Source organism: Idiomarina aquatica, assembly GCF_004362895.1.
Taxonomy (GTDB): Bacteria; Pseudomonadota; Gammaproteobacteria; order Enterobacterales; family Alteromonadaceae; genus Idiomarina.
On record NZ_SNXI01000001.1, the window covers coordinates 175060 to 190203 of the forward strand.

The window sequence follows — 15144 nt, forward strand, 5'->3', positions numbered from 1 at the left end:
TGTTTCAATTTTTACTTTACAAGAGAATCTCAGCCCTTTAATATTCGCTTCGTCTTGAGGCAACAGCCCCACAGACCAAAATTTGGAGAGGTGGCAGAGCTCGGTTTAATGCACCTGACTTGAAATCAGGCGTAGGTTCATCCCTACCGGGGGTTCGAATCCCTCCCTCTCCGCCAAATTTAAAAAGAAAAGCCCTACTCATCGAGTAGGGCTTTTCTTTTTGCGTTTGAGGAAAGGGCGGCTCGATGAGAACCCCACGGATAGCACGAGTCAATCCCACCCGTGAAGCCTGTCCCCTCCGACCGAAACGCTGTGGTGTGTGCTATATTGCTGACAACATCCTTTGTCATTATGGTGATTATTGGTATTCTTAATGCCTAATTCAAACAGGTGTTTAATAGGGAAAGTCCATGCAGCTTCATCAAACTTTAGCGTTAATCGAAGACAACAAAAACAATCAGACCATCGAGTTGCCTGAAGGCTGGGCACAAGGTCGTGCATTTTTTGGTGGCTTTAGCGCGGCGTTAGCTGCCCAGTTTTTATTGCAGCAACTTCCGGCGGATTACCACCTACGCAGCTTTGCAATCTCGTTTGTGGCACCCGCCGCTCCGGGGGCAGCAACACTGAGTTACCGGGTACTACGGCAGGGGTCTTCGGTGCTGCAGGTTGCGGTGGAACTGCTGCAGAATGATCAGGTCATGCTCGCCGGACTTGCCAGTATGGGTAAAGCACGGTCGTCGATGGTTAATGTTAGTGGCGAAACGGCGCCGGATCTAAAAACGGTCAACGACGGGCCGGGACTTCCCGATGCGGAGATTGTGCCTGAATTCGCCAAGCACTATGACTACCGCATAACCTCCGGTGGTATGCCGTTTAGTGGACAGCCGGGCAGAACCTTTGGTGGCTGGGTACGGTTTAGGCACGAACAGCAGCAACTAACAACCGCCGCTATTATTTCTTTAGTTGATGCCTGGCCGCCGGCGGTATTGCCTCACCTCAATAAACCCGCACCGGCGTCATCACTTACCTGGACAATCGAGTTTCCTGACCGCGATTTGAGCCCATTCAATACCCATGACTGGTTTCAGTACGAGGCATTTATCGAGCACGCCGCTGATGGCTATGGTCATAGTCGGGCAGGGTTATGGTCTGAGCAAGGCGAATTACTGGCAATTAGTCGCCAGTCCTTTACTGTGTTCGCGTGATGGGTTCAATATGAACCTGCCGCCAGGCAAAAATGAACCCATCATAACTAAACAGCGATAAAACGGTTGCGATAATGGCGATTATTAACAAAGTTTAATGCTGATGTCGCAGGGTAGAAAGACGTAATATGATTACTGTGGTCGCAGGCATCGATTTACACGGACGTTTTGTTTAATTACTGTAAAAGGATAGCCACTGTGCATCATATTATTTTAGCAATATCTAACCCATTCACCAGTGCCGGAATGGCCTCTATTCTTGAAGATGGCCTTAGCCATAGCATCGAAACTGTTACCTCCATGATGCAACTACGTACTGCATGTCACAAACACGATGACGCCATCGTTGTGCTGTGCAGTCAACTCGGTAAGGATTCGACGGTAGAGGTTTGGCGGCGGTTAGTACGCCGTTTTAAGGAGCTTCGTTTAATTGTGTGGGGCAAAACTTACCAGGATGTATTGGATTTTCAGTGTAGCGTTCCGCATGTGGATGGCTATTTGCTGGAATCAAGCACCGGCCAGGAACTAAAAGAAGCCGTATTAGCGATAAAACATGGCGGTGTTTATGTTGCTGCTCCGGTTGCCTGTTATCTGGCGAAAAATCCGCACTTGGATCGCTCGACGCCCATGGTTGATAAGCTCAGTGAACGGGAATTACAAGTCGCGCAGATGATCAGTCGTGGCGTTAAAGTGTCGGAGATTGCTGATCACCTTAATATCAGCAGTAAAACCATTAATACCTTCCGCTACCGAATCTTCTCTAAACTCGGCGTGCAAGGTGATGTACAATTGACCCATCTTGCCATTAGTAATGGCCTTGTCGAGGTCAAGCAACAAAGGGATTATGACGCACGCATTTGACGCTGAAAACTTCCTTCGTCACCTGACTCATCAGCCAGGCGTTTATCGCATGTATGATGAGGCAGGTGACGTTATTTATGTAGGCAAAGCCAAAGATCTAAAAAAGCGCGTTTCTAGTTACTTCCGTGACAAAGTTGATCGCGTCAAAACGCAAGTTCTGGTGAAGCAAATTTGCGATATGGACGTCACGGTAACTAACACCGAAGCCGAAGCGCTAATCCTCGAAAACACCTTCATTAAAAAATATCGCCCGCGTTATAACGTGCTGTTACGCGATGATAAGTCGTACCCTTATATTATCATGACCGATCATCAGCATCCGCGGCTGGGCTTTCACCGCGGCGCGCGCCGCACTAAAGGTGAGTATTTCGGACCATTCCCCAATGGCGCAGCGGTACGCGAGAGTCTGCGCCTGATGCAAAAGATTTTTCCGGTGCGTCAGTGTGAGGACTCATACTATAGAGCGCGCAGCAGGCCATGTTTGCAATATCAGTTGCAACGTTGCCTGGCGCCCTGTGTGAATGTGTGCACCGATGAAGAATATGACGAGCAAGTACGCTTTGCTAAACGCTTTCTACAGGGCAAAAATCAGCAGGTAATTGACGAGCTGGTGAGCAAAATGGAGCAGGCGAGCGAGGCGCTGGATTTTGAAAGGGCAGCGCGTTATCGAGATCAGATTGCGATGTTGCGACGTACCCAGGAACGCAACTCAGTCACTGGCTCTCAGCAAGAGCTCGATGTTATCGGCCTGACGCGGGGCAACGGCATGGTCACGGTTCAAATGCTGTTTATTCGTGATAACCACTTACAGGGCAGTCGCAGCTACTTCCCGAAAGTGCCGGCAGATACCGCAGATGAAGAAGTACTGCGCGCGTTTTTACTGCAATTTTATCTATCTGATACAGCGGGTCGCAAAGCGCCGGCCGAAATCGTCCTGCCGACCGAAGTTGAGCGTGACGAAGTACTGGCTGAGGTCATGGGACAAGCGCTGAATAAAAAAGTACGTCTATTGCAAAACGTACGCGGCGAACGAAAACAGTACCAACAGCTAGCACACAAAAATGCCGTAAATGCGCTGGAAAGCAAGTTAAACCAACAAAGCACCATGAACCGCCGAACTCACGCATTGCAGCAGGTGCTGGAGCTTGGTATACCGATTCAACGTATGGAGTGTTTCGATATCAGCCATACCATGGGTCAGCAGACTGTCGCATCCTGTGTGGTATTCGACCAGAATGGCCCCAAGAAATCCGATTACCGGCGCTATAATATCGACGGTATTACCCCAGGCGACGATTATGCAGCCATGTCTAAAGCGTTGGCCAAGCGCTACGACAATGCCAAAGACGCCGGGAATATTCCGGACATCCTGTTTATCGACGGGGGGAAAGGGCAGCTGGCACAGGCAGAAAAATATTTTGCGGACTGGGGTAAAGATGCCCCCATGCTAATCGGTGTGGCCAAAGGAGAGTCGCGCAAGCCGGGTTTAGAAACGCTGATTATGGCCGGCAGCCACGAGACCATACCGCTGAGTAAGGACGCAAGTGCGTTGCACTTAATTCAGCATATACGCGATGAGTCACATCGTTTTGCCATTACCGGCCACCGCCAAAAGCGTGGTAAAGTTAAGCGCACTTCAAGCCTGGAGCAGATCGAAGGCATCGGCGCTAAGCGTCGGCAAAAGATTTTGCAAAATCTGGGTGGATTACACGAGGTGAAAAACGCTAGTATTGAACAAATCGCCAATGTACCGGGAATCAGTCGGGCGTTAGCAGAAAAGATCTATTATTCATTTAGAGATGAGTGATACAGCCTAAAAGGAAATGGCGGATAATGAAGTGGAATATCCCGAACATTTTAACCAGTTTTAGAATTGTCCTGATCCCGGTCTTCTTGATCATCTTTTATTTACCGTTTGAAGAAGCCCGCTTCTGGTCAGCGTTTATTTTTTTGCTGGCTGCGGTAACCGATGCACTGGATGGTTTTGTAGCACGCCAATTTAATCAATATACCGAGTTTGGCGAGTTTTTAGACCCGGTTGCCGATAAAGCCATGGTGGTTGCCGCGCTAGTCGTTGTCGTGGAAGATTTTAATGCCTGGTATATTACCATCCCGGCGCTGACCATGATTTGTCGCGAATTAATTGTTAGTGCATTGCGCGAGTGGATGGCACAACGGGGCAGTCGCGGCAAAGTGGCCGTATCCAATTTGGGTAAATTAAAAACAATTGCGCAAATGGTGGCGTTGATCGGGTTGCTTTGGAACGCAAATATTTATATCTTTTGGCTTGCGCTGTTCTTATTCATCGTTTCGTTTGTGTTAACGGTGTGGTCAATGTGGGAATATTTACGCTCAGCCGGCAGTGAATTGACTAAGAATTAACTGCTTTGTCGTAAATTTAGCCAAACAGTCACAAAAATAGCAAAAAGTCGTTGACTGAAACCGAATAGACAGTAGAATGCCACGGCAGATGACGGTGCGGGAATAGCTCAGCTGGTAGAGCACAACCTTGCCAAGGTTGGGGTCGCGAGTTCGAATCTCGTTTCCCGCTCCAAACATCGGCGGGTTGGCAGAATGGCTATGCAGCGGATTGCAAATCCGTGGATCTCGGTTCGACTCCGGGACCCGCCTCCATTATTCGAGAACACTTCTATGTAGTGCCCGGGTGGTGGAATTGGTAGACACAAGGGATTTAAAATCCCTCGAAGGTAACTTCGTGCCGGTTCAAGTCCGGCCCCGGGCACCAATTCCGAATCAGTAGCTTGCGCTTTCAGCGCAAGAGTAAGCTCCGATTATTTCAAAATCAATAGCTTGCGTCGTGACGCAAGTAAAACCTACTACCATGGCACCTTCCGAAGCAAAATATCTTTAAACATCACCCAGTCGCCCAGCAAGCTGTAAAAAGGATGGGTGAAGGTTGCTGGACGGTTATGTTCAAAAAAGTAGTGGCCGACCCAGGCAAAGCCATAGCCCGCCACCGGCATGAGCCAGAGGTAAACATAGTTGCCGCTGAACAGGGCATAAAACAGAATCGCGAGAACCACTAAACTGCCGGCAAAATGCAAGCGGCGGCAGATTTTGTTTTTATGCTCTTGCAAGTAATAAGGGTAAAATTCCTTAAAACTATTAAATGACTTTTTATCGGCTACGCTACCCATTTTAGCCCCTCATCGACACAGTTTATTCGTTAGCCTAGCAATTTATTCAATGAGAAGACACATAAATTGCTGAGTCCTGAACTATTATCGATAACTCGCAGAAGATGAGGCAGCATGACTCAAACAAATACGCCTTCGAATTTACGGGTTCGATTCAATATTTTAACCGGGAAGAAGTCTGTTAGTTATTAGCGAAGCGAAGATCTTTTTAACCAGCCGTAGTAAAGTCAGCAACCGTACAGTCGATAATCGCCAGAATCAAATCATAAAGGATGATAACTTTGAAACGCGTCATATTATTCGCAAGTTTACTGTTTAGTACTTTTAGCTTCGCAGGCGACAAGATTTACGATAAATCGAGGGACCGATATATTCCGATAGAGGCCTCGTACCCTAACCTCAAACAAAATTGCGATGAGACTCAGAAATGCCCGGTGGCATTACTTAGCGCAGGCTATGGCGTGTCACATACACAATACACCTTTCTGTCCAAGCAACTAAACGATCTCGGTTACATGGTGGTTGCTATTGGGCATGAGTTAGAGAGCGATCCTCCGCTGTCCGTATCGGGTAATTTGTACGAAACGCGAAGCGAGAACTGGATGAGAGGCGCCGAAACACTCGACTTTGTTAGACACAATTTGGCATCTACTTATAAGAGATATAACTTCAATGATGTGCTGCTTATTGGTCACTCAAATGGTGGGGATATTTCTTCCTGGCTTGCAAATGACGGCAAGGACTACATCGACACCGTGATCACACTTGATCATCGGCGCGTTCCGCTTCCGCGAAGAAACGATGTCAGTGTCCTCTCAATTCGAGGTAGCGATTTCCCGGCTGACGACGGCGTATTGCCCACAAGGAGTGAGGCAAAAGAATACGGTATTTGCGTCACAGAAATACCAGAGTCTCGTCACAACGACATGACGGATTATGGCCCCAAATGGCTTAAAGAAGAAATTGCTCACGCAATCGCTAATTTTCTGAATGGCACCGGCTGTCGAGGTGATTAATGATGAAGACTAAAACGCGAACTATTGCTGTATGGGCAGGATTAATCTCAGTCATTATTGGCGCAGTAACCTTTGCGTTGAGTTGGAATTTATACGACGTTCTCGGTGGCCCTATGCCCGGCACCAAGGTGCTGCTCTTCCCGGGGAGCTTAACGTTGATATACGTTTGGCATCCTCTTTTCACCGAAGAAATTAATTTTTGGCCCAAGTTCGCGCTTCAAATGTTTGGGCAGTTCTTTGTCGTTACGGCCATGGCAATGCTGTGTGTTGGTCTTGCTAAGAAGCTACTTCGTGCTACCTAGGACTATTGATAATGAAGCCGCTAGTCCGCTATGAGCGATAGCCAGACATTGGTTTGTCTACCTTTAAAGTTAAGCTTGCGACAAACATCAGAAGTTCAACGCCCCAAAAAAAACGGGCAAAATACGGAACGAGGTGACGGGAACCCACATGTTAGTGATCGGCTGCCTTATTTTGCAATGTGTTGCGCTCGGTTTTTATTAAAAGTGCGATTCCTGTAAACACGTGAAAAAGTAGCCCTAATAAAAACCATCCCAAAGCACTCCGCCCAGTTGTTTTTGCCCACCATGCACAGAAAAAGGCAAATAATAAGATGGCAAGGCCATTTTTATTTATAGCCTTTTGTAGCTTTGAGACGGCTGTCTCAGTTTTGTTTTGTGCATATTCCAAACTTCTCACTTTTGACTGAAGAATACTAACTTTTTGCTCCAACTCTGAAATGTTTGGTTGGGTTGCTGCCTCGGATGCCAGAGCAGCATATTGAAGACCGATGATAAGAAAAACAAAGGCTAATAACTTCCTTTTCATTCCGCTAAATATCCCTTTTGCAAATAACTGGTAAGGCCTGAGACCTCTCGACATCTTTTATACTAAAATATGTGGCGTAAAGCGAATTACCTCCCTTTTATTAGGAAGTGAATTGCCGCCAGTCATTGCAAACTTACCTCTGGGTTTGGTGACAGACTAAACCCGAACACCGTTTTGCATGGTAGTATTCTCTTTAACAAGGAGATATTAAATGGCACGGAAAAAACGAGTAAAGCGCCCCAGAGCTGATATAGTAAATGAGCTCAAAGAACAGATTGAGCTGTTGATTCATGCCTGCGAGGCTTTTGATAATGGCTTACAGCCTATTGGTAAACACATCGCACTAAGTTTGCGTAAACTTCTCCACCACCATCGTCAATCAAAGGCTCTACTTGAACAACTTGGGCTTCGCTCAAAAAGGCATCTAGACACCGCTGGAGACTTGAACACAAGAAACCTTTTGACTGAAAATCCTTTATGTGTAATGCGAATAGGGGCAAATAATCAGTATTTGCCCACTTGCGCTGTTGGCGGCAGCCCAATTCCAGCACGGTGGCTACCTTTTGAAAAGTGGTGGAATAATAAAGTTATAAGAGATGAGAAGGGGCGTTTTTTTAACCGGAGAGAATTAGTCCTTCATGTCGCCGACACCGACGGTGGTGCACACGTCGATCCTGAACTTGATGAGCAATATATGGATTTATCTCGTAATAATTCGTTAGGCTGGATTATTGGAGATGGTGAGGCAGGTAAGCCATTTCCCCCACCTATAATGGCGTGTATTTGCCAAATAGCTCATGAAGTTTTAGAAACACTAAAGGTTAAAGCTAATGACGTAGTTACGATAAATTATGAACCTATCAATGAAAGCGCAAAATAAACCCTTTGACTGTGTCTCCTCTATTCAGTTAACCGAACGTCCGGTCTTGGCACAAACCCGCCTAAATACAAAAGGAACCCCATGCCGCATAAACCGATAAACTTCAAAGAGAAACTGAGCCTGTTTAGCGAACAATGGTCGCCGAAAGTGATTGCCGAGATGAACGATTATCAGTTTAAAGTGGTTAAACTGCAGGGTGATTTTGTTTGGCATGACCATAAGGACACCGATGAAACGTTTATTGTTCTGGCGGGGCGGTTGCGCATCGATTTCAGAGATGGTTATGTCGAGCTGTGCGAAGGTGAAATGTACGTCGTGCCGAAGGGGGTTGAACATAAGCCGTATGCGAAGGAAGAAGCCCAGGTGCTGCTGATTGAACCCCGGGGTGTGGTCAATACCGGTGATGAAAATGACAGCAAGACGGCGGAGAATGACGTTTGGATTTGATGTAGGGTATAGTAATCAATCGATTCATTAAAACGAGACGCTCACTGAGTGTTTGCTTTTAAGTTTCTGCAAAGGTTAACGATGGAGCTAACAATTAAAAAAATAATCCCATTTTTAAGTCTGGCGCTGTCATTATCGGTAAGCACTTTGCAAGCTCAGGAAAACATGTTTGATGCCATTCCCAAAATGTTACGAAATGGTGAGGTTAGTACAATACTTGCTGAGTTTTCTGACCAACCGCAAACACTGGCTCAGATTTATGTGAATATGGGACGTCCGGATAAAGCTCACAATATGATCCAGCGTTTCTCAAAGGCAGGTTATTGTAACGTTGAGCCTGAGTTTGAAAAAGTGTCAGGCAAGGGATTGGCGGAAGAATTGTTGGCGGATCAAAAGATTGTGATGATTAACGAGAACCATTTTAACCCCGCCGCGCGCGCAGTTGCGCTAAGTTGGCTGCCATGGCTCAAGGCGCAGGGAATCACTCACGTTGGTTTTGAGGCTTTTGAACCCGATGCAAAACAAACGGAAGCTTTCTACATTCAAGAACCTATGATGTCGAATTTGGTTCAAGAGGCGACGAAGCTTGGTTTAAATGTGTTTGGTTATGAGGCAGAGACACCGGCGCCGAAAGGTGCAGGTTTCGTAGAACGCTTTGAATTTCGTGATAAACAGCAAGCGGAAAACATTGTCTCCCGCATTGATGATGCGCCAGCCGATGCCAGGTTTTTGATCTTTGCGGGGTGGGGGCACATCGCAGAAGCGCCGTTAACCGGTCCTAACCTAGAGCCTTACCGTGTTATGGGGGATTTTCTTAATAACCGTTATGGCTATGAGACTTTGAGCATTGATACCACAGCCTGCTCGTTTGAGGGGAGGAACAAAGATCCTCTGGCCACCTATGCGTACCGGCATGATGACAATATCATCAATGTGGGATCGGTGCAGAATGTCGATATTCAACTGCGTCTTCCTATGGCTCCTGCCGATGACCCCAGTTACTTTCGTCAATTATTGGGCGAACCGTATTTACCAAATATCGATAAATGGCCTGAAAATGCGAGTGTCATTTTACAGGCTTACCATCCTGAGACGGAGTTTCCTGCCGATCGGGTGTTGTCCGAAGCAGGACAAAAGTTACCGTTGTATCTTAATAGCGGCAGTTACCACGTCACACTGCACGATCTTGACGGAAACTTGCTGTGGGACAAACGCATTAATTTAAGGAAGAAATAACGTCGTATATAGCGGCCTGTACTGCTTTTTTTGATTATTTGACTGGGCACCTGCCCAACTGATTGCTAGCACTTCGAACGAGAGCAAAAACGGTAATAGCCGGGGCCAGGAGGTGGTTGTCATGCACCAGCGATATCAGGCAGCTTGAACAGATCATTTATACGTTTTTTTATCTTTTGCTTATCCGTAGCAAGCTGATATAGCTAATAAGAGGTAAGTTTAGACAAGCTAAGGATTGGACAATGTCAGAACTTTTTACAGATATGCTTCGTATCGTTGCGCCCATCGCACTTATTGGCAGTGTTGTCCTGGCCAATCGGCTTATTGGGCTTAAATACCCTCTGGGAGCGCTCTCTTGCATTGCTGTATTTTGTCTTTTTTATTTCGGAATAGAGCTTATTAGTTCATATGCCAACGACAAAGAAAGCACGTCGGGGCCGTTAGACAGTATTTTTGACGTGGCTGTGCCGGTGTTATTGGCTGTTATTACACTATGGGCTGATGTGATTGCATCCAAATTGTTTCCGGGGCGGCAAAGGGTTATGCAGACCAGGCGAATATTCGATAACCGAACTGGGCGTTAGACAACTGGCTATTTTTGTCGCTCACTTATACGGACGCTGATTGCAGGTTGTCTAATTTATTTGCAACACACCACAAACTTCGTGCATAGTATGAATTGCATATACAGACGTTAAAAAGGCTAACAGCATCCTATGAAACAAGCCCTTATAGCAGCTACACTGTCGTTTTTTATTGTGAGCTGCGCATCGACCGAAGAAGAAACGATTCCCGCTAACCAGTTTCTAAACTTGACCGCAGAAGAAGACGCTGATGAAGTCGAACAATATTGGCAAGTCAAAAATCGTGTTGGGCCAATGTATCCGCCGGAAGCAGCAAGAAATCGCGTTAACGGCTGTGTCGATTTAATTTTTGGTATTGGTTCGGATGGAACAGTTGAAGGCTATAGGGTTGAGTCCTCTTACCCGCAGGGTGTGTTCGACGATTATGCCGCAGCTGCGTTGATGAAGTGGACTTATGAAGCGGCACCGGAAAACAGCGAACGCATACCGGTATTAACCCATGTTCAGCTTTACTTTACTGTAGAAGACAGTGGACCGGACCCTAAATATGACGCCAACTGCAAAGACGAAGAAAACTCCTGATACTCACGTTAAAATAACGGGGAGTTAGCTGCTACCGATCTAACTCACTGGCCTCTGCCCGCGTTGGCAGAGGCTCCCCCTCATCATCCCGTAGCTGATAATCGAAGGCGGCTTGCAGGCCGGTTTCTTCCTCTGGCACTTGCGTATCGTCTTTGATATGGACTGGGTAAAACGGCGATAACAAGCTGGCAAAAATACCGATGGTGGCAAATATCGAAAAACTTGCAGCGTAGCCAAATTCACTCACTAGAAAACCGATAACCGGCGAACCTATTGCCTGACCAAGCGCACAGGCCACGAAGGGTAAGACCGGTCCCAATGACAGCCGCCCGGGTAGTAACCGAATGCCCGTCATTAAGTAAAGGCCGGTCAAACTCATATAGGCTAAGCCAAACACTAACGCCGAAAACACGGCAAGATAAATTTGATCGGGACTAGCAGCTAGTAGCGTCAGGCTAGTGGTTAACATCATCAACATCAATGCATGTGTAATTGCCGGGTTATTGCGATCTGCGATGTCGCTGATAATCGCGCCGCCTAAACCAGCCACACCGACGGCCAACCATAGCCAGCCACTTTGTCCCGGCGCTAACGCGCCTAATTGGGTGACTAGATCCGGACCAAACGTCCAGTATGCGGCGGCCACAAATCCCATCGCAAAAGCAAAAACAAATAGTTTGAACAGGCGCACTGCTCGTTGTGCCGTAATTTTTCCCGGCGGTGCGGCATTAGATGGGGTGACTCGAGAAACTGACGGGATTAGAAACCAGGCTAGAAAAACACCAACAATGGCTAATAACGCGAATGCAAAGTAAGCATAACGCCAGGAATTCATAAAGAACAATACGGCTGGGCCTGACAGGGCGACACCAATACTGGTGCCGGCATTCATTACCGAGCTAACGCGGCCATGAATCGAGCGATCAACAAGTGCCTGCATGGCTGAGGTTAACGCCGGCATCATCAGACCGGTCGAGATACCGCAGGCGAGGGCGCCTAAGCCAAGTGAAATAGGGCCAATGGCCTGACTGATTAGAACCAACCCAAAGGCCGCAAAAGCAGCGGATAACACCGTGGTATTGCGTGCGCCAAAGTATTTAGTAATTAGCGGTGCAACAAGACTTACGATGACAAAGCTGATGAGCGGCAGCGCTGCGATAATACCAATAAGATTTGCACTAAGTTCCAACGCATCCCGAATTTGCGGCACGAACAAGCCAAAGGCAAAACGCGCCAAGCCAAAACTGATAGCAATCAATATGGCACCGACGGTGGCAAAGCGCATGCCTGATATCTGGGTCATTGATGGCCCTCTACGGCTTTTTCCGCCACTGACCATCAACTTTAATGAAATGACCGGATGCGCTGCGTTCGATAGCGCGTTTGCCTGCCAGTAATTCAACATCGGCAACGGCAATATCGTTTTCTTCGGCTATGCGAGTATATTCCTGACGACGTGCCTCATTAATTCTTTCGGCGATCTGTTGTGCGGTCGCGGTTTGTTCAACAACGCCCAGATAGCCATTTGGCTGCTCGCCTACCCAGCCGTTAGCTTTGGCTTGTTGTAATTGGTCCATGGCCTGCTGCAAGGTCATTTGCTGCGCATGGCTGGCTGTCGATATAGTGACGCTTGATAACGTAAGTAGGGCGATAAATGTGCTGACTAAGAACTTTTTCATAAGACAATCCTTTGTTAATTAAAACAGACCGCTGGATTCAGAAATCACATCGTCGAGCGCTCTGTCGACTTTGACGTAAATTTCATGCTCGATTTTAACGTTAAGGTTAATGGTGATTGGCTCTTTTGGAGCGGCAACCTGAACCGTTGGTGTGCAAGCAGATAACAGCAGAAGCGCTGTAAATGCCATACTGATAGGCGCTAGATATTTCATATCATCCCCTGATGTTGCGGTGCATGCTAATTAACACGCTGTTGTATTCGCTGACGAATGACGTCACTCACACTATTACTTAACTGTAGCCCCTGGATTAGAGCGGGCAAGTCCTCTTGCAAGGTAATATTCAGTTTAACGGTACGTCCATTTTCCACTGCCGGGTTGTAACCGGTTAATTCTAACCCCAGCGTCAGGTCGCCATTCTCATCGTAATCAATAACACTGGCAAGCTCTTGATAATAGAAGTTTTCTAACACGCTGGCGAGTGTTTGCAAGCTGGGATTGCCGCCGACCGCTGACCGCAGGGCGGAGGAGTCGACCTGTAACTTGCCACCGGGCGCTACCGCATTTACATAGCCACGCTCAACCGTTAATCGTTCTGAGTTCCAGCCTAGCGGAATAGTTCCGGACACCTCGCCATCAATAGCGATTTTATCAGTTGGATATTGGCGCATCAGTTCCCCGAGATTTAACCGCTCAAACACAATGGGTATAGGTAAATCCTGGCTCAATTGATAGGACTGATTGGGTAGGGTGACGTTGCCACCAAAGGCTCTAATACGGTGCTGCTGGAGCGTTACCTGACTTCCTGCAATATTATCTAACGGAATTTGTGCCGTAAAATTGGCGCCCATAGGGCCGACACTAAAACCTTGCTGAATACTGCCTAACTCAAGCGATGCTTGCGTTAATGATAAGTTAGCAGGCGTCAGGCTAAAATTCGCATCAATATCCAGGTCTGCAATTGCTAGCGTGTCGTATATCCCGTCCACATCCTTGATGGTTAGCTTCCCATCCGTCACTCCCCAATCCGATGTTTTAAGATCCGCGTGCATAACCGCCTGACTCTGGATGTTGCCGTTAGATAAAGTCAGTAGCGGTGCAAACTGGCTGAGAATAGGTTTTAACCGGCGTTGCGTAGAACTTGCGGCCAGGCTTTCAACGTTGGCTGAAATGGTCGATGACAGCTGCAAATTTTCATCAATTTGGGTGTTGTGACTAACTGAAATACCATCACCAAAGAGAATGTCGCCGTCGATAGTGGCGTGCCAATCGTTATAACTAACTTGCTGACTTAAAACTGGATGGTAAATGTTATCAATATCGGCAAAAAGTCTTTTATTTGCGCTAAGTTCTCTAATATTAAGCGAAAAATCGATATTGGAACTTAGTGGTTTACTGGTGTCGATAATAGCATTGAAGTTGCCTATATATGCATCAAAAGATACCATTTGAGTTGTTAAATGTGACGAAAATTCATTATTTAACTTTAACTCAGCTGTACCGCCGTAAAAGGCTATGTCAGCGTTAAAATAGCCTTCTTTTGCTGTGATTTTCGGCTGCTTTTCACTGAATTGTGGCAATTGAATTCGATCATAGCGAATGTCTGTGTTGGGAAACTCCGCTGCTAAAAAATGACCGGCTTGTTGGCGGACGCTACCGTCAACTTTTACGCTCAACTTATCAATATCATCGCTATTCTCGCCTGCGTTAACATTGACCACCAAAGGCCAACGGGTTTTCTGCAGAGCCTTGCTCGGCATTAATATATCTACTGCCAGGCGATCAGAGCTTTGCAGTTGCCAGTTGATATCGCCGAGCTCCATGGGAATGTCCTGCGTTGGGGTAAGCAGCCCGGATAGGTCGAGTCGATAATGGTTCAGAATGCCGCTATCGACTGCAAATGTTGCGCTACCCATTACTGCTGCGGCTAATTTCGGGTGTTTAATTGACAGTGGTTCGTCTAGTTGTATCTTTGTATCGGCATTGACTTGTCGTAACAGCGCCCGCGGATCGTCAACCGGAGTTTTTGCAGGTAGGCTACCGTTAACAGAAGCAAGTACAGACAAGCTGTGGCTCACATACCCTTTGCTCCAGCGGTTAACATGCTCTTTGCTTAATAGAACGCTGGCGTTTAAATCGAAATCGCCGGTAACTGAATCGTAGTTTAACTGGGCATTAGTGATGGCATGTGAAAGCTTTGCACTAATGCTTTCAGCTTTTCGCGATACCTCAAGCGTGGCGTTAGCAGGGCGTTTAAGTGATACCGTGACTGCAGGCTCACGCGTATCAATGCGTAAACCACCGACAATTTGTTCAACGCCGTCAATATTGTTAAGCGTTACTTCAAATTGATTAATGACTATCTGTGAGGGTAACCAGGAGGGTAGTTTGTAATTGGCTATATCGCTAATGGTCAATTCGTGCGTATCGGACGTATTACTCGATGTGGCGTCTTGTTGATAGGTCAATTGCAACTCATCGATAAGGAGTTGCTCGGCACTAATGTGGCCGACCTTAATGTGCCAGTCAGTTACGCCATTATTGGCGAGCCATTTATCCGCAAAGGTTGGCGCCAACCACAGAGCCAACAGTATAAACATCGACAGCGTCAGTAAAGCGCTGCCGATGTCGGTAAGCGGACGCCAAATATGACGCCAGCGGTGCATGA

The 15144-nt window shown here is 47.0% G+C and carries 17 protein-coding genes and 4 tRNA genes; 15 read left to right on the plus strand and 6 right to left on the minus strand.

Annotated features, from left to right (window positions below; genetic code table 11):
* Positions 1–84: 84 nt before the first annotated feature.
* The 8 genes from DEU29_RS00895 (at position 85) to DEU29_RS00930 (ending at position 4812) form a co-directional block, all read left to right on the plus strand.
* Positions 85–176: transfer RNA gene (locus DEU29_RS00895), tRNA-Ser, on the plus strand.
* 234 nt (positions 177–410) lie between these two features.
* The gene (locus DEU29_RS00900; protein WP_133538312.1) at positions 411–1205 is read left to right on the plus strand and encodes a thioesterase family protein; all 795 of its coding nucleotides are present in this window, start codon (positions 411–413) and stop codon (positions 1203–1205) included.
* A gap of 198 nt (positions 1206–1403) precedes the next feature.
* Complete coding sequence (locus tag DEU29_RS00905) at positions 1404–2066, plus strand: LuxR C-terminal-related transcriptional regulator (RefSeq protein WP_133538313.1); 663 nt, start codon at positions 1404–1406, stop codon at positions 2064–2066.
* Positions 2050–3873, plus strand: coding sequence for an excinuclease ABC subunit UvrC (uvrC, locus tag DEU29_RS00910; RefSeq protein WP_133538314.1), 1824 nt, complete (start codon positions 2050–2052; stop codon positions 3871–3873). The genes DEU29_RS00905 and uvrC overlap by 17 nt, the downstream gene beginning before the upstream one ends.
* Before the next feature lie 26 nt (positions 3874–3899).
* Positions 3900–4448 (plus strand): CDP-diacylglycerol--glycerol-3-phosphate 3-phosphatidyltransferase, encoded by a 549-nt coding sequence (pgsA, locus tag DEU29_RS00915; RefSeq protein ID WP_133538315.1) that lies wholly within the window; start codon positions 3900–3902, stop codon positions 4446–4448.
* Positions 4449–4544: 96 nt separating this feature from the next.
* Positions 4545–4620, plus strand: a tRNA-Gly gene (locus tag DEU29_RS00920).
* A gap of 6 nt (positions 4621–4626) precedes the next feature.
* Positions 4627–4700 (plus strand) — tRNA-Cys (locus DEU29_RS00925).
* A gap of 25 nt (positions 4701–4725) precedes the next feature.
* Positions 4726–4812, plus strand: a tRNA-Leu gene (locus tag DEU29_RS00930).
* A 91-nt stretch (positions 4813–4903) separates the two neighbouring features.
* Here DEU29_RS00930 and DEU29_RS00935 read toward each other — a convergent pair.
* A complete protein-coding gene (locus tag DEU29_RS00935) occupies positions 4904–5224 on the minus strand; it encodes a DUF962 domain-containing protein (protein ID WP_133538316.1) in 321 nt (106 codons plus the stop codon).
* A gap of 434 nt (positions 5225–5658) precedes the next feature.
* On the opposite strand from DEU29_RS00935, the gene DEU29_RS00940 reads away from it, so the two are divergent.
* On the plus strand, positions 5659–6240 hold the full coding sequence (locus tag DEU29_RS00940; protein ID WP_243734393.1) for an alpha/beta hydrolase: 582 nt from the start codon (positions 5659–5661) through the stop codon (positions 6238–6240).
* On the plus strand, positions 6240–6542 hold the full coding sequence (locus tag DEU29_RS00945) for a hypothetical protein (protein WP_133538318.1): 303 nt from the start codon (positions 6240–6242) through the stop codon (positions 6540–6542). The genes DEU29_RS00940 and DEU29_RS00945 overlap by 1 nt, the downstream gene beginning before the upstream one ends.
* A 151-nt stretch (positions 6543–6693) precedes the next feature.
* Here the strand turns inward: DEU29_RS00945 and DEU29_RS00950 are convergent, their stop codons facing one another.
* Positions 6694–7068: a hypothetical protein gene (locus DEU29_RS00950; RefSeq protein WP_166635856.1), complete on the minus strand. Its 375-nt coding sequence runs from the start codon at positions 7066–7068 to the stop codon at positions 6694–6696.
* Between the two features lie 211 nt (positions 7069–7279).
* On the opposite strand from DEU29_RS00950, the gene DEU29_RS00955 reads away from it, so the two are divergent.
* The 5 genes from DEU29_RS00955 to DEU29_RS00975 all read left to right on the plus strand — a co-directional run bounded on the left by DEU29_RS00955 (position 7280) and on the right by DEU29_RS00975 (position 10797).
* Positions 7280–7948 (plus strand): hypothetical protein, encoded by a 669-nt coding sequence (locus DEU29_RS00955; protein WP_133538320.1) that lies wholly within the window; start codon positions 7280–7282, stop codon positions 7946–7948.
* An 81-nt stretch (positions 7949–8029) separates the two neighbouring features.
* Positions 8030–8395, plus strand: a complete 366-nt coding sequence (locus DEU29_RS00960; RefSeq protein ID WP_133538321.1) for a cupin domain-containing protein — start codon at positions 8030–8032, stop codon at positions 8393–8395.
* 81 nt (positions 8396–8476) lie between these two features.
* A complete protein-coding gene (locus DEU29_RS00965) occupies positions 8477–9631 on the plus strand; it encodes a hypothetical protein (protein WP_133538322.1) in 1155 nt (384 codons plus the stop codon).
* A gap of 242 nt (positions 9632–9873) precedes the next feature.
* Entirely contained in the window at positions 9874–10215 is a 342-nt protein-coding gene (locus tag DEU29_RS00970; RefSeq protein WP_133538323.1) for a hypothetical protein, read from the plus strand.
* A 132-nt stretch (positions 10216–10347) separates the two neighbouring features.
* A complete protein-coding gene (locus tag DEU29_RS00975; RefSeq protein WP_133538324.1) occupies positions 10348–10797 on the plus strand; it encodes an energy transducer TonB in 450 nt (149 codons plus the stop codon).
* A 31-nt stretch (positions 10798–10828) separates the two neighbouring features.
* On the opposite strand, the gene DEU29_RS00980 is transcribed toward DEU29_RS00975, so the two are convergent.
* The 4 genes from DEU29_RS00980 to DEU29_RS00995 are packed head-to-tail and all read right to left on the minus strand — an operon-like array spanning position 10829 to position 15142.
* Positions 10829–12100: an MFS transporter gene (locus tag DEU29_RS00980; protein WP_133538325.1), complete on the minus strand. Its 1272-nt coding sequence runs from the start codon at positions 12098–12100 to the stop codon at positions 10829–10831.
* Positions 12101–12110: 10 nt separating this feature from the next.
* Entirely contained in the window at positions 12111–12476 is a 366-nt protein-coding gene (locus tag DEU29_RS00985; RefSeq protein WP_133538326.1) for a YdbL family protein, read from the minus strand.
* Positions 12477–12494: 18 nt separating this feature from the next.
* The gene (locus DEU29_RS00990; protein WP_347813144.1) at positions 12495–12689 is read right to left on the minus strand and encodes a YnbE family lipoprotein; all 195 of its coding nucleotides are present in this window, start codon (positions 12687–12689) and stop codon (positions 12495–12497) included.
* Positions 12690–12715: 26 nt separating this feature from the next.
* Complete coding sequence (locus DEU29_RS00995) at positions 12716–15142, minus strand: YdbH domain-containing protein (protein WP_133538327.1); 2427 nt, start codon at positions 15140–15142, stop codon at positions 12716–12718.
* Between the last annotated feature and the right edge of the window lie 2 nt (positions 15143–15144).

Excerpts from the sequence above, each read along its gene's own strand:
- DEU29_RS00900 (WP_133538312.1), top strand. The coding sequence starts at position 411 with ATGCAGCTTCATCAAACTTTAGCGTTAATCGAAGACAACAAAAACAAT.
- uvrC (WP_133538314.1), top strand. The coding sequence starts at position 2,050 with ATGACGCACGCATTTGACGCTGAAAACTTCCTTCGTCACCTGACTCAT.
- pgsA (WP_133538315.1), top strand. The coding sequence starts at position 3,900 with ATGAAGTGGAATATCCCGAACATTTTAACCAGTTTTAGAATTGTCCTG.
- DEU29_RS00935 (WP_133538316.1), bottom strand. The coding sequence starts at position 5,224 with ATGGGTAGCGTAGCCGATAAAAAGTCATTTAATAGTTTTAAGGAATTT.
- DEU29_RS00945 (WP_133538318.1), top strand. The coding sequence starts at position 6,240 with ATGATGAAGACTAAAACGCGAACTATTGCTGTATGGGCAGGATTAATC.
- DEU29_RS00950 (WP_166635856.1), bottom strand. The coding sequence starts at position 7,068 with ATGAAAAGGAAGTTATTAGCCTTTGTTTTTCTTATCATCGGTCTTCAA.
- DEU29_RS00955 (WP_133538320.1), top strand. The coding sequence starts at position 7,280 with ATGGCACGGAAAAAACGAGTAAAGCGCCCCAGAGCTGATATAGTAAAT.
- DEU29_RS00960 (WP_133538321.1), top strand. The coding sequence starts at position 8,030 with ATGCCGCATAAACCGATAAACTTCAAAGAGAAACTGAGCCTGTTTAGC.
- DEU29_RS00965 (WP_133538322.1), top strand. The coding sequence starts at position 8,477 with ATGGAGCTAACAATTAAAAAAATAATCCCATTTTTAAGTCTGGCGCTG.
- DEU29_RS00970 (WP_133538323.1), top strand. The coding sequence starts at position 9,874 with ATGTCAGAACTTTTTACAGATATGCTTCGTATCGTTGCGCCCATCGCA.
- DEU29_RS00975 (WP_133538324.1), top strand. The coding sequence starts at position 10,348 with ATGAAACAAGCCCTTATAGCAGCTACACTGTCGTTTTTTATTGTGAGC.
- DEU29_RS00980 (WP_133538325.1), bottom strand. The coding sequence starts at position 12,100 with ATGACCCAGATATCAGGCATGCGCTTTGCCACCGTCGGTGCCATATTG.
- DEU29_RS00985 (WP_133538326.1), bottom strand. The coding sequence starts at position 12,476 with ATGAAAAAGTTCTTAGTCAGCACATTTATCGCCCTACTTACGTTATCA.
- DEU29_RS00990 (WP_347813144.1), bottom strand. The coding sequence starts at position 12,689 with ATGAAATATCTAGCGCCTATCAGTATGGCATTTACAGCGCTTCTGCTG.
- DEU29_RS00995 (WP_133538327.1), bottom strand. The coding sequence starts at position 15,142 with ATGCACCGCTGGCGTCATATTTGGCGTCCGCTTACCGACATCGGCAGC.